Origin of the sequence: Knoellia aerolata DSM 18566 (assembly GCF_000768695.1) — a bacterium.
GTDB classification, from domain to species: Bacteria; Actinomycetota; Actinomycetes; order Actinomycetales; family Dermatophilaceae; genus Knoellia; species Knoellia aerolata.
The window spans coordinates 25217-43625 of record NZ_AVPL01000028.1 but is presented as its reverse complement, the minus strand read 5'-3'; the positions used below and the strand labels follow the sequence as shown (position 1 = coordinate 43625).

General features: G+C 70.9%; 17 protein-coding genes. 11 read left to right on the top strand and 6 right to left on the bottom strand.

The genetic code is table 11. From position 1 onward, the window contains the following. Nucleotides 1-251 precede the first annotated feature (251 nt). Genes N801_RS11335 through N801_RS11315 form a run of 5 tightly spaced genes read left to right on the top strand, consistent with a single transcriptional unit; the run spans nucleotide 252 to nucleotide 5266 of the window. On the top strand, nucleotides 252-1259 hold the full coding sequence (locus N801_RS11335) for a glycosyltransferase family 2 protein (RefSeq protein ID WP_052112890.1): 1008 nt from the start codon (nucleotides 252-254) through the stop codon (nucleotides 1257-1259). Beyond that, complete coding sequence (locus N801_RS11330; RefSeq protein WP_052112888.1) at nucleotides 1259-2458, top strand: glycosyltransferase; 1200 nt, start codon at nucleotides 1259-1261, stop codon at nucleotides 2456-2458. The genes N801_RS11335 and N801_RS11330 overlap by 1 nt, the downstream gene beginning before the upstream one ends. Before the next feature lie 60 nt (nucleotides 2459-2518). After that, on the top strand, nucleotides 2519-3406 hold the full coding sequence (locus tag N801_RS11325; protein ID WP_052112887.1) for an ABC transporter permease: 888 nt from the start codon (nucleotides 2519-2521) through the stop codon (nucleotides 3404-3406). Further along, nucleotides 3384-4187 (top strand): ABC transporter ATP-binding protein, encoded by an 804-nt coding sequence (locus tag N801_RS11320; protein WP_052112886.1) that lies wholly within the window; start codon nucleotides 3384-3386, stop codon nucleotides 4185-4187. The genes N801_RS11325 and N801_RS11320 overlap by 23 nt, the downstream gene beginning before the upstream one ends. Further along, nucleotides 4184-5266 (top strand): glycosyltransferase, encoded by a 1083-nt coding sequence (locus N801_RS11315; RefSeq protein ID WP_052112885.1) that lies wholly within the window; start codon nucleotides 4184-4186, stop codon nucleotides 5264-5266. Before N801_RS11320 ends, N801_RS11315 begins: the two co-directional genes overlap by 4 nt. Here the strand turns inward: N801_RS11315 and N801_RS21050 are convergent. Together N801_RS21050 and N801_RS11305 are read right to left on the bottom strand one after the other, a co-directional pair. After that, the gene (locus N801_RS21050; protein WP_035937763.1) at nucleotides 5247-5726 is read right to left on the bottom strand and encodes a hypothetical protein; all 480 of its coding nucleotides are present in this window, start codon (nucleotides 5724-5726) and stop codon (nucleotides 5247-5249) included. The genes N801_RS11315 and N801_RS21050 overlap by 20 nt on opposite strands. Continuing rightward, complete coding sequence (locus N801_RS11305) at nucleotides 5723-7024, bottom strand: glycosyltransferase family protein (RefSeq protein WP_245618400.1); 1302 nt, start codon at nucleotides 7022-7024, stop codon at nucleotides 5723-5725. The genes N801_RS21050 and N801_RS11305 overlap by 4 nt, the downstream gene beginning before the upstream one ends. A gap of 182 nt (nucleotides 7025-7206) precedes the next feature. On the opposite strand from N801_RS11305, the gene N801_RS11300 reads away from it, so the two are divergent. Genes N801_RS11300 through N801_RS11290 form a run of 3 tightly spaced genes read left to right on the top strand, consistent with a single transcriptional unit; the run spans nucleotide 7207 to nucleotide 9886 of the window. After that, nucleotides 7207-7806: an acyltransferase gene (locus N801_RS11300; RefSeq protein WP_035937761.1), complete on the top strand. Its 600-nt coding sequence runs from the start codon at nucleotides 7207-7209 to the stop codon at nucleotides 7804-7806. After that, nucleotides 7803-8900, top strand: coding sequence for a DegT/DnrJ/EryC1/StrS family aminotransferase (locus tag N801_RS11295; protein WP_035937759.1), 1098 nt, complete (start codon nucleotides 7803-7805; stop codon nucleotides 8898-8900). Before N801_RS11300 ends, N801_RS11295 begins: the two co-directional genes overlap by 4 nt. Further along, on the top strand, nucleotides 8900-9886 hold the full coding sequence (locus N801_RS11290; protein WP_035937757.1) for a Gfo/Idh/MocA family protein: 987 nt from the start codon (nucleotides 8900-8902) through the stop codon (nucleotides 9884-9886). The genes N801_RS11295 and N801_RS11290 overlap by 1 nt, the downstream gene beginning before the upstream one ends. 4 nt (nucleotides 9887-9890) lie before the next feature. On the opposite strand, the gene wecB is transcribed toward N801_RS11290, so the two are convergent. Further along, nucleotides 9891-10958 (bottom strand): non-hydrolyzing UDP-N-acetylglucosamine 2-epimerase, encoded by a 1068-nt coding sequence (gene wecB / locus N801_RS11285; protein ID WP_035937755.1) that lies wholly within the window; start codon nucleotides 10956-10958, stop codon nucleotides 9891-9893. A 100-nt stretch (nucleotides 10959-11058) separates the two neighbouring features. Between wecB and N801_RS20240 the strand changes: the two genes are divergently transcribed. Both N801_RS20240 and N801_RS11275 read left to right on the top strand, forming a co-directional pair. Further along, a complete protein-coding gene (locus N801_RS20240; RefSeq protein ID WP_169744255.1) occupies nucleotides 11059-11733 on the top strand; it encodes a class I SAM-dependent methyltransferase in 675 nt (224 codons plus the stop codon). Beyond that, on the top strand, nucleotides 11733-12476 hold the full coding sequence (locus N801_RS11275; RefSeq protein ID WP_035937754.1) for a hypothetical protein: 744 nt from the start codon (nucleotides 11733-11735) through the stop codon (nucleotides 12474-12476). Before N801_RS20240 ends, N801_RS11275 begins: the two co-directional genes overlap by 1 nt. 7 nt (nucleotides 12477-12483) lie before the next feature. Here N801_RS11275 and N801_RS11270 read toward each other — a convergent pair whose 3' ends face one another. The 3 genes from N801_RS11270 to N801_RS11260 are packed head-to-tail and all read right to left on the bottom strand — an operon-like array spanning nucleotide 12484 to nucleotide 16911. Continuing rightward, a complete protein-coding gene (locus N801_RS11270) occupies nucleotides 12484-13929 on the bottom strand; it encodes a glycosyltransferase family 4 protein (RefSeq protein WP_169744254.1) in 1446 nt (481 codons plus the stop codon). A 2-nt stretch (nucleotides 13930-13931) separates the two neighbouring features. Then, the gene (locus N801_RS11265; protein WP_035937751.1) at nucleotides 13932-15662 is read right to left on the bottom strand and encodes a glycosyltransferase family 4 protein; all 1731 of its coding nucleotides are present in this window, start codon (nucleotides 15660-15662) and stop codon (nucleotides 13932-13934) included. A gap of 1 nt (nucleotide 15663) precedes the next feature. Continuing rightward, the gene (locus N801_RS11260; RefSeq protein WP_052112882.1) at nucleotides 15664-16911 is read right to left on the bottom strand and encodes a hypothetical protein; all 1248 of its coding nucleotides are present in this window, start codon (nucleotides 16909-16911) and stop codon (nucleotides 15664-15666) included. Between the two features lie 176 nt (nucleotides 16912-17087). Here N801_RS11260 and N801_RS11255 point away from each other — a divergent pair, with 176 nt between their 5' ends. Then, on the top strand, nucleotides 17088-18398 hold the full coding sequence (locus N801_RS11255; protein WP_035937749.1) for a nucleotide sugar dehydrogenase: 1311 nt from the start codon (nucleotides 17088-17090) through the stop codon (nucleotides 18396-18398). The last annotated feature ends 11 nt before the right edge of the window (nucleotides 18399-18409 follow it).

Below are 18409 nucleotides of genomic sequence, written 5' to 3'. Positions count from 1 at the left end.
CCCGGCGGGGGGGCCTGGCGGCCGGCGCGCGTCGCCGGCCGCGGGTGTCGACGGTGAAGACGCCGTCGGCGTCGTCGAGGTCGGGCCGAGGCGCGCGCGGACGTCCCTGCCGAGGGATCGGCCGGGCGTCGTCGTCGCGGGTCGGGCGTTCGGGCATTCGTCCATACTCCGCTCCGGGCCGCCGCCGACGCAAAACGGCGCGCCGACCCTGTGTGCGTCGTCCACGGCGGCGCTGGGGGATGATCGTCGCGATGAGCGAGCCCTCCCCCCCTGACGACGCCTCGGTCGGGACCCCTCCCGTGAGCGTGGTCGTCCCCGTGCTCAACGAGGGACGTCATTTGCGTGACGCGGTGGCGCAGGTGCTGTCGCAGGCGTATGCCGGCGAGCTCGAGGTGGTCCTCGCGCTCGGGCCGTCGGCCGACGGCACCGACGCGGTCGCCGCCGACCTCGTGGCCTCCGACGCCCGGGTGCGCACCGTCGCCAACCCGACCGGTCGCACCCCGGCCGCCCTCAACGCGGCGATCCGCGCGGCCCGCCACGACGTCATCGTCCGGGTCGACGGGCACGCGGAGATCCCCTCCGACTACGTCGCGACGGTGGTGCGCACCCTCCGCGAGACCGGGGCCGACAACGTGGGCGGGCTGATGAAGGCCGTCGGCCGGTCGGCCTTCGAGCGGGCCGTCGCGTGCGCGATGCGCAGCCGGATCGGCGTCGGCGGTGGCACGTTCCACGTCGGTGGGGGCGCCGGACCGGTCGACACGGTCTACCTCGGTGCGTTCCGGCGCAGCGCCCTCGAGCGCGTCGGCGGCTACGACGAGCGCTACACCCGCACCCAGGACTGGCACCTCAACCTGCGGCTGCGCCAGAGCGGCGGCACCGTCTGGTTCACACCCGACCTCGAGGTGACCTACCGGCCGCGCTCCAGCGTCACGGCCCTGGCCCGGCAGTACTTCCAGTACGGCCGGTGGCGGCGCGTCGTCGCCCGCGAGCACCCGGAGACCGTCAACGCCCGCTACCTCGCCCCGCCCGTCATGGTGGTCGGCACGACCGCCGCGACCCTGCTGGGTCTCTTCTGGCCGCCCGCGCTCCTCGTTCCCACGGCCTACGCGGTGGGTGTCGTCGTCGGTGGCGTGGCCATCAGCGGCGGCGAGCCACCCCGGACCCGGGCCCTCACGCCCGTGGCCCTGGCGACGATGCACTGGTCCTGGGGGGTCGGCTTCCTCACGAGCCCGCGGTCCCTGGGGCGGGGGAGCGCCTGATGCCACCCCCGCCCGGAGCCGGCCTCTCGGGGCGAACGGTCCTCATGCTCGTCTGGACCGGCGTCGCCACCGACACCCGGGTCCTGCGCGAGGCCGCCACCCTCGTCGCCGCGGGTGCGCGGGTGCACATCATCGGGCGTGCCGTCCCCGAGGACTTCGTGCCCCCGCGGGGCATCACCGTCGAGGGCGCGGGCCGGGCCCCGCAGGCGGCGACCCGCTCGCGGCGCCTGTCGCGGCCCGAGCGCGCCGGCCGCTGGCTCCTCCTGCCGCTCCATGTCCGGCGTCGCTACCTCGCGTGGCAGCGCGAGGCCACGGACCGCGCCTTCGAGTGGTCGGGTGCCACCGGGCTCGTGCCGGACGTCGTCCACGTCCACGACTTCACCGCCCTCGGGGCGGGCCACACCCTCGCCGACAGCTGGGGAGTGCCGTTCGTCTACGACACCCACGAGTACTGGGTGGGGCGGCCGGTCGAGGGGCGCCCGGCCCCGCTCCTGCGACGTCGCGAGCGGCTCGAGGAGCACCGCCTCGCCCTCGATGCGGCCGCGGTGGTCACCGTCGGCGACGGCGTCGCGGACGCGCTGCGCGCGGACCATCCCGACTGGCCGGAGGTCACCGTCGTGCGCAACACGTTCCCGCTGCGCGACGACGTCGCACCGGCGTCGACGGTGACCGGCCCCCCGACGGGACTGGTCTACGGGGGCCGGCTCGCGGCATACCGGGAGCTCGAGGTCATCGCGGACGCGAGCCGGCGCTGCGCGCTCCCGATCACCGTCGTCGGCCCCGGCGACGACGAATGGCTGCGCACGTTCGACCCCGGACGGGTGGAGGTGCTGCCCGCCGAGCCGCTCCCCGCGCTCGACGAGCGGCTGCGCCGCGCCGGCGCCGCCCTCGTCACCCACAGCGACGCCTGGCTCAACCACCGCCTCGCGATGCCCAACAAGCTCTTCCACGCCGTGAGCCTGGGGCTCCCCGTCGTCGCGACCGACGTCGGCGACCTCGGCGCCCTCGTGCGGGCCCACGACCTCGGCACCCTCTACGCGCCCGGCGACGCGGACGGCCTCGTCCGCGCGATCGACCGGCTCGTCGAGGAGTACCCGCGGTTCGTCCGCGCCGTGGCGGCGGCGCGGCCGTCCCTGTCGTGGTCCGCGGACGGCGACGCGCTGCTCGCCGCGCACCTCAGGGTTCTCGGTCCGGGGTGAGACTCCACTACACTCGCTGGGTCGAGGGGCGCTGCCGCTCCGACCGAGAGAGCGAGGACGATGAGCACCGACAAACAGGTCGTGGACAGTGAGCGTGAGAACGAGTTCACGACCACTCACCACGTCTACGTGCCGCACAAGGCCGGGATCCCTCCGCTCGCCAACTATGCCCGAGAGCTCTGGCGCCGCCGCGAGTTCGCAACGGAGATGTCGCGCGCCAGCCTCCGGGCGGCCAACACCCTGACCCTGTTCGGCCAGGTATGGCTCGTCCTCAACCCCCTTCTCCTCTCGGGCGTGTACTTCCTGCTCGTGCAGGTGCTGTCCGGTGGACGGCACGGCTGGGAGTTCTTCGCACAGCTCACCGCCGGCCTGTTCACCTTCTACTTCATCTCGGGCTCCATGGGCACGGGCGCGTCCTCCGTCGTCGGCGGCGGCAAGCTCCTGCTCAACACGGCGTTCCCGAGACTCCTCATGCCCTTCTCGGCCATCCGGACAGCGTTCTTCAGGTTCTTGCCCACGCTGCCGGTCTATCTCATCTTCCACGTCATCGCCGGGCTCGGTTTTCACTGGGCCGTCTTCATTGCGGTGTTCTTCCTCTTCCTTCTCGTCGTCTTCGCACTCGGCCTCGCGGCGCTGTTCGCCACCCTCCAGGTCTACTTCCGGGACACCACGAGCTTCCTGCCGTACCTCACCCGCATCTGGCTCTACGCATCGCCCGTCCTCTGGTCCATCGAGACCATTCCGCCCCGCTTCGAGAAGGTCATCACCGTTCTCGAGTTCGTGAACCCGTTGCACTCGCTGCTGGGCGGATTCACCCAGTGTCTCGTCAACGGGGACATTCCGTCCTTCACGACGTTCGCGACGGCCACCGTATGGGCCTTCGGGGTCTTTGCCATCGGGTCGTTGTTCTTCATGTCAAGGGAGCGTGAGTTCGCTGTCCGCCTCTGAGTCCGTCCCGACCAAGGGTCTTTCCGTAAAGGTCGAGAACCTGTCGGTCACCTACCGCACGACCTTCGAGCGAGTTCCCACGTTCAAGAACGCCATCACCCGCTTCGGCCGTGGGCAGCGTGCCGTCCGTGAGGTTGAGGCGCTCAAGAACGTCACGTTCGACGTCCCGGACGGAACCGCCCTCGGGATCATTGGAAACAACGGTGCCGGCAAGTCGACCCTCATGCGAGCACTTGCGGGCATCCTCCCGCCCACCGAAGGTCGGATCGAGGTCAACGGGCGAATCAGCCCGCTGCTCTCCCTCGGCGTCGGTTTCAACCCCATGCTCTCGGGTCGCGAGAACATCATCCTGGGCGGCCTGGCGAGTGGTCTGTCCCGTGCCCAGGTCGTGGCTCGCGCCGAGGAGGTGACGGCTTTTGCTGGGCTCGAGGAGTTCATCGACGCACCCATGCGCACCTACTCCTCCGGCATGTACAGCCGCCTCGCCTTCTCGGTCGCGGTCCACATGGACCCTGACATCCTCATGATCGACGAGGCGCTGTCGGCCGGTGACGCCACCTTCAAGACCAAGGCGGCCGAGAAGATGGGTGAGCTTCGCGAGAGTGCGCGGGCCTTCTTCCTCGTCAGCCACTCGCTGGCGTCGATCAAGCAGCTGTGCAACGACGCGATCTGGCTTCACAAGGGCACCCTCATGATGCGAGGCACTCCCGAGGAAGTCACCGCGGCCTATGCGGACTTCGTCAACGTCGGGGAGTCGGCGGTCATCCTCGAGGACCTGTGACGCGGACGGTCGACGTCAGCTTCGTCACGAGTGGTCACGACGTCGCCGATGCCCGGCTTCACCGCCTCGTCTCGGCGGCCCGTGCCGCCGACCTCGAGGTCGAGGTCCTCGGCCTCGGTGACGTGTGCGACGGTCCGCCCGGCGTCCGTGTCCACACGGTCGCCCGAGGCAGTATGGCCGGTCGTGTCATGACCGCGCTCCGGTACGCACGCGCCGCCCGGGGCTCGGTGCTGGTGGCCCTCGACCCCGACTCGTTGGTCGCCTGCTCGGTGGTCGCCCGGGTGCGGAGGCGCCGCTTCGTGGCCGACGTCCACGAGGACTACCTCGCGCTGCTGCGAGATCGGGCCTGGGCCCAAGGGTGGAAAGGAACCCTCGGTGGCGCGCTCGTCCGCGTGGCCACCGCCGTCGCCGCCCGTGCCGACCTCGTGGTCGTCGCCGACCACCACGTCCCGCCCGTCGAAGCCCGGCACCGTTTGGTCGTGACCAACCGCCCCGACGTCGAGATGCTGCCCGGTCCCACTGATCGCTCACCAGAACCTCGAGCCATCTACGTCGGAGACGTCCGGTCCAGCCGCGGCCTGTTCACCATGGTTGAGGCGGTCAGGCTGGCACCAGGCTGGCGCCTCGACATCGTGGGTCCTGTGGCCGCGGCTGACCGAGAGGAGCTGGACGTGCGCCTCGGGGATCCTGAGCTGGCGGCCAGAGTGCGTCTCGTCGGTCGCAAACCCCCGCGCGAGGCGTGGGAGCACGCCCGGGGTGCGTGGTGCGGGCTCGCCCTGCTCGACCGAACCCCCGCCTTCGTTGACGCACTCCCGAGCAAGCTCTCCGAGTACCTCTCGGCTGGGCTCGCCGTCATCGTGTCCGACCTGCCGCGACAGGCCGAGCTCGTCCGGGCGAGCGGGGCGGGAGCCGTCGTCGAGGCCGATCCGGCGCGGGTCGCCGAGGTGCTCCGCGACTGGGCCGCTCACCCCGATGTCGTCGACGAGCACCGGAGCGCGGCCCGGAGCTGGGTCAAGCGGGAACTTCCGCCCAAGCCCTACGCAGTCCTCGGAGAGAGCCTCAGGAAGCTGGCTCGCTGACTCCGGGTTCCGTCCCCCGGGCGTGAACCTGCGCCACGATGCGGGCGCCAGCCGAGGTGCCGGCCACGACTGCACAGGAGCGCGGCAGGCGTCGGGCCACGAGCCACGCTGCGAGGTGGGTGTCGGCGTCGGCCGCCACGACGAGGTCGGCCCCATCGAGAGCAGCCCTCGGGCCCGGGCCGAGCACCTCGCGCGCGAACCTCAGGGCTGAGACCCCGGGTGAGACTGCACGCACCGCCCTGCGCACCCGCTGAGCGGCCGATCGCGACGCGGGCGCGGCCGGCCGCGACACCAGACCTCCGGCGGGGACGGGTGCTGGCGTCGCCCGCGCCCGCCCACGCGTCCGGGCGCCGCCGGACTGGCGGACGACCACGAGCTCGTCCTCGTCGTTCAGTCCGAGCTCGGACGCGCCAGCCGTGGGTGGTGCGGAGCGCAACGACGAGAGGAGGACGACCTTCACGTTGGGTCACCCCCGCCCGTCACGTGCTCACGCAGCCGGTGCACCCTGGGGACGAGCTGCCTGTCCCGCGAGTAGTCCCGTGCGAAGTCCCGGCAGGCTGCGCGCTCGGCGGGGGTCGCCTCACGGGCCGCGGCGGCTGCCGCCTCCAGGACTCGGGCCACCGACTCCGCGGACAGGTCGGTGACGGGAAACCACAGGGGATACCCCGCGAGGATCCTGCCGACGGCGTTGCCCGGGTCGTGCACCGAGACGATGGGGAGCGCGCTCGCGAGGTACTCGAAGACCTTGCCGCTCGTCACATAGCGGCCGGCTCCAAGGATGAGGAGCAGGCAATCGAAGGTCTCGTAGACGGAGGCCACGTGCTGCTTGGGGAGCGGACCGGCGTACGACAGGCCCGAGTCCGCGTGGCTCTCGATGACATCGAGCAGAGCTGGGTTCGGGGCGGCGTAGAACCCGAGATAGCCCCAGATCTGGGCAGAGGCCCCGTGGAGTCGGGCGCTCCGTGATCGGGCCCGGACCCAACCGTCGACGAACTCGCTGATCGGGACCTTCGCGCTCACGGTCCCGATGTAGCCGAAGGTGAGGGGAGCGTCCCGCTCGCGGGATTCCAGGCGTGGGTGTGGCGCGAAGTCGGAGTCGTAGCCGTTGGCGACGACGTGCATCCGCTCGCGCGCATCGGGATAACGTTCCGCGTGCCAGGCGTGGATCGGCTCGTTGACGAACCACACCTCGGTGGCGCTGGTGACGAGGGCGGACTCGAGCCGTCCGACGCGGGACTCGCGCGGATGGACCTCGCGCCCGTTGAAGACGTCGAGGGACCACGCGTCTCGGTAGTCCATGACGTAGGGCACGCCTTGGGTCCGGTGCAGGTGGTCGGCGGCCATGAAATCGACATTGGGGTTGGCCGAGGCGACGACGAGATCGACCGGTCGCGCGGCGTGGACGCTCGCTGCGGCACGCTCGAGTCGTCGTCGCCACGGGCCGTACCCGACCTCGGGGAAGTCCTTGACGTCACGCCGCCTGCGCCACTGCCACCACACCCGAGGGAGGAACGCCCGCACCGGACTCCACTGTCGGATGTCCGTGTCAAGGGCGGGCCAGTCGAAGGGCACGCGGACGACATCGATGCGGTCGTCGATCAGCTCCTCGAGGGAGGGATCGGAGCCTGTGTACTTCTCAAACGTCTCCCGCGTGGCCGTGAGGACGGTGACGGCCCAGCCGTCGTCGGCGAAGGCGCGTGCTGTGGCGAGGGCGCGGTAGACGCCGCCGCTGCGGCTGGGTGGGAACCCCCAGGCCACGTACAGGACATGCGGTCGACGTTCGGTGAAGCTGATGGCTCCTCCTCCTCTCGCGGCATGCAGGCCGACGCGTTGGCGAGGCCGGGAGACCGAGGTTAGTCGAACGGGCGTCACGCAGGCTCGACTAGGGTGGCCTCGCCGGCCATCGGGCGCGGCGGGGCGACAACCAGGAAAGGTCCGGCATGGCGATACGAGTCGTGGACAGTGCGGACGTCTCACCCGACGCCCACCTCGGCGACGGCACCTCGGTGTGGCACCTCGCGCAGGTGCGCGAGCAGGCCGTCCTCGGCGAGAACTGCATCGTCGGTCGCGGCGCCTACGTCGGCACCGGCGTACGGATGGGCGACAACTGCAAGCTGCAGAACTACGCCCTTGTCTACGAGCCGGCCGTCCTCGAGGACGGCGTCTTCGTCGGGCCGGCCGTCGTCTTCACCAACGACTACTTCCCGCGGGCCGTCGAGCCCGACGGCACCCTCAAGCGCGGTGACGACTGGGAGGCCGTCGGGGTCACGTGTCGCACCGGCTCCTCCATCGGCGCCCGGTCCGTGTGCGTCGCGCCGGTGACGATCGGGCGCTGGGCGCTCGTCGCCGCCGGGTCGGTCGTCACCAAGGACGTCCCCGACTTCGCCCTCGTCGCCGGGGTCCCCGCCCGGCGGATAAGGTGGGTCGGCCGCGCCGGCGTCCCCCTCGAGGCCGGAGACGCGCCGAACACGTGGGTCTGCCCCAAGACCGGCGAGACCTACATCGAAGACCACGAGAGCCTGACGGAGGCCCCGAAGTGAACGAGTTCATCCCCCCGGCCAAGCCCCTCATCGGTGACGAGGAGCGCGCCGCCGTCGACCGCGTCCTGCGCAGCGGCATGCTGGCCCAGGGCCCCGAGGTCAAGGCGTTCGAGGAGGAGTTCTCCGAGCACTTCAACCTCGGTCGCGCCTGCGTCGCGGTCAACTCCGGCACGAGCGGCCAGCACCTCGGCCTGCTCTCGAGCGGCGTCAAGGCCGGTGACGAGGTCATCGTCCCGTCCTTCACCTTCGCTGCCACGTGCAACTCGGTCGCCCTCACCGGTGCCGTCCCCGTCTTCGCCGACATCGACGCCGACGACTTCTGCATCTCGCCCGCCGCCATCGAGGCCGCGATCACCGAGCGCACCGTCGGGATCATGCCGGTCCACCTCTACGGCCACCCGGCGAAGATGAACCAGATCATGGCCATCGCCGACAAGCACGGCCTGCAGGTCTACGAGGACGCGGCCCAGGCACACGGCGCCTCGCTCGGCGGCACCCCCGTCGGCGCGTTCGGCACCTTCGCGATGTTCTCGCTGTACCCGACGAAGAACATGACCTCCGGTGAGGGCGGCATGGTCTCGGTGGCCGACGCCGAGGTCGAGCGCCTCATGCGCCTCTACCGCAACCAGGGCATGGAGAAGCAGTACCACAACGAGGTCGTGGGCTTCAACACCCGCATGACCGACATCCACGCCGCCATCGGTCGCGTCCAGCTGACCAAGGTGGGCGCCTGGACCAAGGCCCGCCAGGACAACGCGGCCTTCCTCACCGCCAACCTCGAGGGCGTCACGACGCCGCCGGTCGCCGAGGGCGCCGTGCACGTTTACCACCAATACACGGTGCGCATCCCCGAGGGCCGCGACGGCTTCGCCGCCGCCCTCAAGGAGCAGTACAACGTCGGCTCCGGGATGTTCTACCCGGTGCCCAACCACCAGCTCAAGCCCTTCGCCGGCACGGCGAACGACGCGGACCTGCCCGAGACGATGAAGGCCGCCGCCGAGTGCCTCTCGCTCCCGGTGCACCCGAGCCTGAGCCAGGGTGACCTCGAGCGCATCGTCGAGGCCGTCAATGCGCTCGCCAAGGCCGGTGCCTGATGGCGAACCTGCGTGCGGGCCTCATCGGCCTCGGCATGATGGGGCGCCACCACGGCCGCGTCCTCGCGAGCCTCCCGGGTGTGGACCTCGTCGCCGTCGCCGACCCCGGGGGTGACGTCCACGGCGTCGCCGGCGGCCGCCCCGTCCTCGAGAGCGTCGAGCAGCTCATCGAGCAGGGCATCGACTACTGCATGGTCGCGGTCCCGACCATCTACCACGAGGCCGTCGGTCTCGCCCTGGCCGAGGCCGGGGTCCACGCCATCATCGAGAAGCCGCTGGCCCAGGACACCCCGGCCGCGACAAAGGTCGCGGAGGCGTTCGAGGCCAGGGGGCTCGTCGGCGCCGTCGGGCACATCGAGCGCTACAACCCGGCCCTGCAGGAGGCGCGTCGCCGCCTCGAGGCCGGGGACCTCGGTGACGTCTACCAGGTCTCGACCCGTCGCCAGGGCCCGTTCCCGGCCCGGATCGCCGACGTCGGCGTCGTCAAGGACCTCGGCACCCACGACATCGACCTCACGGCGTGGGTCACGCAGCAGACGTTCACCGCGGTCGCCGCGCGGACGGCATACAAGAGCGGTCGTGAGTTCGAGGACCTCGTTGCGGTCACCGGTCAGCTGTCCAACGGTGTCGTGACCAACCACCTCGTCAACTGGCTGTCCCCGCTCAAGGAACGGGTCACGATCATCACGGGCACCAAGGGGGCCTACGTCGCCGACACCCTCACCGCGGACCTCACCTTCTACGCCAACGGCGAGGTGCAGACGACGTGGGACGACATCGCGAACTTCCGCGGCGTCTCGGAGGGCGACGTCGTCCGCTACGCGATCGCCAAGCCGGAGCCGCTGCGCGTCGAGCACGAGCAGTTCCGCGACGCGGTCCTCGGCAAGGACGCCGACATCGTCACGATGACCCAGGGCCTGCAGACCGTGCGTGTCGCCGAGGCGTGCATCGAGTCGGCGAGGACGGGCCAGACCGTCACGCTCTAGCGGTTCAGGCGCGCGGCCGGGCCCGCTCCGCGAGGGTGGCGACGGTGGCCTCGGCCGCGTGACCGTCGCCGTACGGCGTGGCGTCGGTCGGTGCGGGCGCCGGGCGCTCGACGAGCGCGCCGAGCCCGTCGAGGTCGAGCGCAAGGACGTTCCAGCCGAGGTCGACCGTCTCGGTCCACTCGGTCTCCGTGCGCACCGTCGTGCACGGCGTGCGCAGGAGGAACGCCTCCTTCTGCAGCCCACCGGAGTCGGTGACGACGTGCGCGGCCGCCCGCACCGCGGCGACCATCGTCGGGTACTCGACCGGGTCGACGGTGTGCAGCGAGCCGCCCGTGAGGTCGAGCCCCTGCTGCTTGGCCTTCGCGACGAGCCGCGGGTGCGCCGTGAGGACGACGGGGCGGGACAGCCCGGCGAGGCCCTCGACGATGGCGCGCAGGCGGACCGGGTCGTCGGTGTTCTCGGCACGGTGGATCGTCGCGAGGATGAAGTCGTCGCCGACCTCCGAGGCGAACGGCAGGGGACGGCCGTCGGACTCGGAGGCGACCCGCAGGCAGACGTCGGTCATGACGTCACCGGTGAGGACGGCGCGCTCGGCGAGCCCCTCGTCGGCGAGGTGGCGCATGGCGACCTCGGTCGGCGCCAGGCACAGGTCGGCGGCGTGGTCGGTGAGGACCCGGTTGTGCTCCTCGGGCATGCGCCGGTTGAACGAGCGCAGCCCCGCCTCGAGGTGGGCCAGCGGGTAGTGCAGCTTCACGGCCGAGAGCGCCCCGGCGATGGTGCTGTTGGTGTCGCCGTAGACGAGCACCCAGTCCGGGTCGTGCTCCTCGATGACGGCGTCGAGCTGGGTGAGCATCGAGCCGGTCTGCACCCCGTGCGAGCCGGAGCCGACGCCGAGGTGGACGTCGGGGGTGGGGATGCCCAGGTCGGTGAAGAAGACGTCCGACATCTTGGCGTCGTAGTGCTGGCCGGTGTGGACGATGACGTGGTCGTGACCGGCGGCCGCGAGGGCGTGTGCGATGGGCGACAGTTTCACGAACTGGGGGCGCGCGCCGACGATGGACAGGACTCGCATGGGGCCTTCCGGTGGGGTGCTCGCAGCGGATGTCGGCGAGCGGGTTCTTAGGCTAGCGTGTGGCCCGTCCGACACCGTGCACACGTCAGGGGGCGCGCCCGTGCCCGACAGCCCATCGAGCGGCCCCGACGTGCCCACGCTTAGCCCGACCGACTCCCGGGCGTACTGGGACCGCCGCCATCGCCGCCAGGACAACCTTGCCGCGGGCGGGCACATCGGCTTCGACAGGGGGACGAACGCGATGCTGTATGCGGTCCGATCTGCTCGTCTGGTCGAGGTCCTTGGCGCCGCGAACGACGTCGTCGCCCCGTTGCGGGTGCTCGACGCTGGCTGTGGGCAGGGCCTCTTCGCACGGACGCTGGGGTCGTTCGGGCACACCGTCGATGGCATCGACACGAGCACCTACGCCATCGACGTGTGCCGAGAGCTGGCCGGACCGAGCGAAAGCTACGAGATGAGCGCCCTCGTGGACTGGCAACCGTCGCACCTCTACGACGCCGTGCTGAGCATCGATGTGCTCTACCACCTCATGGATGACGACGAGTGGGCGAGCAGCGTCGAGAACCTCGCCTCGCTCGTGCGGCTCGGTGGCCTCATCGGCCTGGTCGACCATGACGCGGACGTGGCCAGGGTCTGGGCCGAGTACCAGAAGACCCGCCCCACGAACCAGTACCGCGACCTGCTGTCCGGGTGTGGTTTCGAAATGCGCCGGAGCGTCCGCAACGACTTCCGCACCGACCCGTCGATCATGCACGTTGCTGTGAGGGTGGCCTGATGGATCTCGTCGACATCGTCTCGAGTCACGCACCGGACGCGCGCCCCGTCTTCGCGACGGCGGAAGCCATGGCCTTGGTTGCCCGTGTCCCCGGTGCGCAGCCGGTGCCGGCCGCCCGCACGGCCTCCGCTGTCGTAGTCCACCGGGCGGCCTCGGGGTCCGAGACCGGCGCGCTGACCGTGCTGGCGGAGTTGCTCGGAGACCACGGGATCGGCGTCCTGGTCCTCGACACCGCGCTGACCTCGCTGCCGTTGGGCGCCGTGCTTCGGACGCTGGGTGAGGGTCGGCTTCGAGCCCTCGCGGTGCATTCGATGTCGAGCTCGGGGGCCAGGGCAGCTGTGGTGGTGACCCGCGACCTCGAGGTTCCCCTGCGCAGCCACGTCCTCGGCGAACCGTTCCCCACGTCCGGACCCGACGCGAGCCTGCGTCGCGACAACGAGCTCGTCGTCGAGGCGGTGGTGGCGCGAGCCATGCGCGCTGAGCTCGAGCGGCGGCTTCGGGTGGCGGCAGAGGAGGAGCGACGGCTGCAGGCCCAGGTGGAGCAGATGCGCGGTGAGCTGGCCGCCGAGAGTAAGGCCGTCACGCAGGCTCGCGCAGAGGTCGGCCGGCTCGAACGTGCCCTCGTCCTCGTGGAGCGCAGAAGCCCCGGCTACCGCGCCGCCCGCCTGGCCTCGGCCATCCGTGACGACGCCGTCGGAGCCGGGCGCCGGCTCCTGGATCGCTGGGGTCCCAAGCGGCCTTGAGGCCTGGTCACCGGGCGCTCGGGAGGACAACCTCCTCGGCGTCCCAGCCCATGACCTCCGCGGGCGTTTCTGGGGAGATTCCGGAGATGCGCTCGTAGGTGGCCTCGAGAACCCGCGCCTGACGCTCCCAGGAAAGCTCGTCGAGGAGCCCCTCGGAGATCGCGCCCCGCATCGCGTCGGCGTTCTCGAGCACCTCCGTGGCGGCGCGCGCGAAGTCAACCGGGTCGCTGGGATCGAACACCGCCCCGACGCCGGTCCGCTCGATGAACTCGGCCGTCGTCCGCATCCGGCTCGCCACGATGGGCAGGCGGGCGTGGAGGTACTCGGCGAACTTCGTGGGCAGCGACGACTGGTGGTTCGGGTCCGGGTGGTGCGGCGTGAGCCCGAGGTCGGCGCTGGACAGGTAGGTGGGAACGGCGAACGGCGACACATAGGGGGCGATGTGCACACGGTCGTGGACACCGAGCCGCTCGGCCCGCTCGAGAAGGGCGGCGAGAGTGGGGTTGACCTTGTTGGCGACGATCGCAAGGTGCACCCCGTGAAGGTGGGGGAGCGAATCGATCGCCACGTCGACCCCGCGTTCGGGCGAGATGTAGCCGGAGTAGACCATGAGCGGTGTGCCGGAACTCAGGCCGCAGACCGAACGGATGGAGTGCTCGGAGTGGGGGGCCTGCGCGACTGGCGCGTTGGCGACGACCTCCGGCACCCGGTCAAGGGCATACTCGTCACGCATCCGCTCGGCGATCGACTGGCTCACCGTGACGACAGCGTCGGCCCGGCCGATGTACTCGCGCTCGAGCTGGCGGTAGGCGGCCGACACCTCAGGGCCGCCCCAGTTCACCTCTGCCACGAGCTCGTGTGCGTCGTAGAGCCACGACACGGTGTGGCCGGCGAGCCGCAGGTCCGACGCGGCCCGGGCGACCACCATGAGCATCTGGACGTCGTTGGCGTGGATGACATCGGGTGCGAGGCGCACGAGCTCGGGGCCGAACGACAGCCACCAGTCGGTCAACACCGGCCAATCACGCCGCCACTCGATCTCGTCGACGGACACTTCGGGCAGGACGGGGCGACGCAGGTCCGGCGGCGGGACGTTCGCATGACGCCGGGCCGAGACGAGAACCCGCGTGGCGTGGGTCCGGCCCCTCGGCAGCCGCGCCGCCGCGGCGTCGGCTGTCTCCAGCACCGCGGAGAGGCGTGAGGGCAGCGCCTCCGTGGCCCACCGGGCGCGCCGGGTCGCCTCGTAGCGGTCGTGGAGCGTCCGCAGCAGGGGGACACGGATGACGCGGATGGGGCCCAGGCGCGACTCCTCGCGCCGGCGGCCGCTGCTTCGTCCCAGGAGGGTCACCTGCCACCCGGTGCGGGCGGCGCTGATCGCGGTCTTGAGGACCCGCGAGTCGCCGGTGACGTCGTTGTTGACGACCACGACGAGGTGTCGCGAAGTGTTGTCCACGTTCATCCCCTGACCAGCAGCTCGTTGACTTCGGTGGCCCCGGGCTCCCAGGCCTGGGGAGGCAGGTCCCCTAGCAGCGTGGCATAGACCTCGCGGAGCAACTCGGCCTGGACGCGCCACGAGAAACGCGTCTGGAGTGCGCTGTCGGAGCTGATCCGGGTCCGCAGCTGCTCCACACGCCCCAGAACATCGGTAACGGCCCGGGCGAGGTCCGCCGGGTCGTCAGCGCGGTGCACCGCGCCGAGGTCGAGATCCTCCACCAGTGCGGCCTGCTCCGGTGTGTCGCTCGTGACAATGGGCAGCCCGGCGTTGAGGTACTCGCAGAACTTGTTGGTGATCGCGACGTCGTGGTTGACCGCCCGCAGCAGCGGGCTGAGCCCGATGGTGGCGGAGGACAGGTATCTGGGCACGAGCGCGAACGGCACGAAGGGCGCGAAGTGCAGGCGGTCCGAGGCCCCGATCCGCTTGGCCCGTTCGTCGAGGTCCTGGGTGACGTAGCTGCGCCGCTTGACGACGACGACCAGGTGAACGCCCGGGAGGTCGGCGAGGGCCTCCACGGCGGTGTGCACGCCGCGAGCCTCGTGGACGCCGCCGCCATAGACGAGAAGCGGGACGTCGGGTCCGAGGCCGCAGACCTCGCGAACCCCGATGACGTTGAGCTCTCCGCGGTCCTCGACCGGTGCGTTGAGGACGACGGACGGGGTCCGGTGAAGTCCATGCTCGGCGACGAGGAGGGCCGCCAGCGAGGGGGAGACGGTGATGACGTGGTCGGCCGAGTGGATGAACTCCCGTTCGAGGGCCGCATATGCCGCGAGCTTGCGCGGTGCGACGACGGGGACTCCCGGGATGAACTCGTGAGCGTCGTAGATGACCTTGACGTCGCGACCGGCCAGGGCGGCGCGCTGGGCCGCGTGCACGCCGATGCCGAGCATGAACACGTCGTGAACGTGGATGACGTCGGGCTCGAGCGCGTCCAGGACGGGCCCGACTGCGAGCTCCTGGTCGAGGATCTCCGGAAGGACCTCCTCCCAGCGGGCCAGCGCCGGCAGCCGACGGTAGGCCGAGAGCTGTCGCGTGCGTCGCGCCCCGACACCGTCCCCTCGGACGCGGCGATCCCGCCGCTTCACCCGCAGCCCGGCTGACTGAAGGTCGAGCAGCCGGCGCCGCAGGCGTAGGCGGCGCCAGCGTGCCGCGCGAGCGAGCTTCTCGGCAGTGGAGAGTCGGGGCGGGAGATGGTCCTCGCTGCGCATCGCGGCGCGGGCGTCGGCCCCGCGATCGGCACGCAGGGCCCGGGACTCCAGCTCCCAGCGGCTCAGGGCCGCTCGCCGGTCATCGTCACGGAGGAAGAACGGCGATAGTGCAGAGGCGACCTCACGAGCGCCGGTGCCAGCCCTTCCGAGGCGTCCACGGAGCCCTGCGCGACCGACGCGGTTGCGGGGCAGCACTCGTCGGATCGTGACCGAGCCAACGTGTTCCTCGGGTGCGTCACCGCGGCCCCGCAGTCCGACGGCCACGACGTCCATCCCGAACTGCGACACCGTCGTCATCGCCTTGAGCACCCTCGCGTCGATGGTGATGTTGTTGCCGGCGAGCATCACGACCCTCGGTCCCGAGCCGGCGTGGGTGGAAGGGTCGAGCTCGGCGAGCTCGGGGGTGTCCGCCGACCAGCCGGCGACGGCGATCAGATCCTGCGAACGGGGGTACGTGGGCGTGTTTCCGGCGTTGTCCGTCATGTCACACCTGCGCCAGGAGCGGAGTGAGGGCGTCGGCCGACAGTCGACCGGAGTGGACGGCGACGACGAAGTCGCGCGCAGCCCTGGCCGTCGCGGCCGCGTCGTCCGGCGCTCGCACCAGGTCGCGGAGCACCTCCTCCAACGAGTCAGGGGTCGCCTCGACGATCGGCAGCTCCAGGCCGGTGGCCATGAACACCCGCCGACGCACCGACGGTGCGACGTGCCCGACCACGATGCGGGAAGCCGCCATCCCTTCGCACGCGGCCACCCCGTAGCTGCCGAGCCGGAACTGGTCGAGCACGATGTCGGCCGTCCGGTACACCTCGGGCATCTTCGAGGGCGGCACGTCGTGGATGCGCCGATAGTCGACCAGGCCCTCGTCGGCGAGCCGTTGCACCACCGGGTCGATGAGATCCGAGCCCTTCATCCGTGAGCTGCTCGGCGCGTGGGCCACGATCGGACGAGCGCGACGCATGGGCTCCGTGGCGCTGTGCCAGCGTGCCGCGTCGACGACCACGGGACACCATCGCGCACCGGGGACGTCGTCGAGGAGGTCGGGCGTCGAGACGAGCACCGGTCCGTCGAACCCGTTGAGGAGTGCGGCATTGCGCGTCGCGTTGTACTGGAGGGTGGGGACGATCTCCCAGTCCGTCTCGCGGAACGGGGACCACTCGTACAGCTCTGCGTGGTGGCTGGGGATACGCACGTCACTGCCATGCGCGATCAGCCCGACCCGGAGGCCATGCTCGCGTAGCGGACCGATCTCCGTCGAGGCCTCCGGGCCGAACAGCGAGCCGAACAGGGGCCGTTCGGCCTCGATGAGCACGTGGGTGTAGGTCCGGACGACGTGGTCGAAATGGGCGCGCTGCCACGCCTCGGTGGCCGCCTGGTTGCGGCTCGCGGAGTAGCTGACGGGGAAGTCGAACTTGCCGTTGAGCACGGCGAAGGAGTGCGCCGCGACCCCTGGGATGAAGCGCCGGGCCGACTCGGCCCACTGCTCGCCCTGACCGGCGAAGTTGGCCGGTGCCACGAGCACCCGGACCGGAGCCTGGGCTCGGGGCGGGAGCTCGCTGCCGCAGAACTCGGCACGCAACGCCTTGGCCTCCTTGGCCTTGCGAACCTCCTCGCGCACGGCGACAGGGCCCGCGGTCAGTGCGTTGACGCCCTTCTTGGCCGCTGCTTTGACCGGTCGAGGGAGCCGTCGCTTGACGGCGCGGGCGATCCGCCGAGGCTGAGCGCTGGCTCCCAAGACCACTCCTTGCAGTGAACCCCGTTGGGTGGTGTGAGTCCGACACCCGACGGGCTACGGTGGCTCGCAGTATTTCACAGGAGCACCCGCCCCCGACCACTGCCGCGGGCGAGGTGCTGCCCCGAGCCACGCCGTATGCTGAACACTGCTCTTGCCCCCGAACCGAGGACTGACGAGTGAAGATTTGTGTGATCGCGCTGGGCAAGATCGGCCTTCCGTTGGCTGTCCAGTTCGCCTCCAAGGGTCACGACGTGGTCGGGGTGGACGTCAACGCCCGAACCGTCCAGTCGGTCAACGAGGGGCGTGAGCCGTTCCCGGGAGAGGCGCACCTGCAGGAGAGGCTGACCGAGCTCGTGCCGGCCGGGCGCCTGCGGGCCACCACCGACTACGCCGACGCGGTCGCGGGCGCCGATGCGATCGTCCTCGTCGTGCCCCTCTTCGTGGACGACGACGGCAAGCCCGACTTCGGCTGGATGGATGGTGCCACCCGCGAGCTGGCAAAGCACCTCACTCCAGGAACGCTCGTCTCCTACGAGACCACGCTGCCGGTGGGCACCACGCGCAATCGCTGGCGACCGATGATCGAGGAAGGATCCGGTCTCGTCGAGGGAACGGACTTCCACCTCGTCTTCAGCCCCGAGCGAGTCCTCACCGGCCGCATTTTCGAGGACCTGCGCAAGTACCCCAAGCTCATCGGCGGCCTCTCCGAGGTCGGCGCCGCGAAGGCCCGAGAGTTCTATGAGGCCGTTCTGGACTTCGACCACCGTCCCGACCTCGAGCGTCCGAACGGCGTGTGGGACCTCGGCTCCGCCGAGGCCTCGGAGCTCGCCAAGCTGGCCGAAACGACGTATCGCGACGTCAACATCGGCCTGGCCAACCAGTTCGCGCAGTTCGCCGCAACCCAGGGCATCGACGTCTTCCAGGTGATCGACGCGAGCAACAGCCAGCCGTACAGCCACATCCACCGGCCGGGCATCGCCGTCGGTGGCCACTGCATCCCGGTCTACCCACGTCTCTACCTCCACACCGACCCGGCGGCGACCGTGGTGAGCGCGGCACGGGCCGCGAACGCCGCGATGCCGGCGTACACGACCAACCTGCTCGAAGGCGCGCACGGGGACCTCGGGGGCGCCAAGGTGGTCGTCCTCGGAGCGGCGTACCGCGGCGGAGTGAAGGAGACCGCGTTCTCGGGCGTCTACGCCACGGTGAGCTCGCTCAAGGAGCTCGGCGCCGACGTCGTCGTGCACGACCCGCTCTACACGGACGACGAGCTCGACGTCCTCGGGTTCACGGCATACCACCTCGGTGAGCCGATCGACGCGGCCGTCATCCAGGCCGACCACGCCGAGTACCGCGACCTCACACCGGCGGACCTACCGGGCATCAAGACGCTCGTCGACGGCCGCCGGATGACCTCGGCCACGGACTGGCCGGGCGTGACCCACCGTACGGTGGGTGTGGCCCCGGCGGACGTCGCCCCGGCCTGATGACCGCGGGG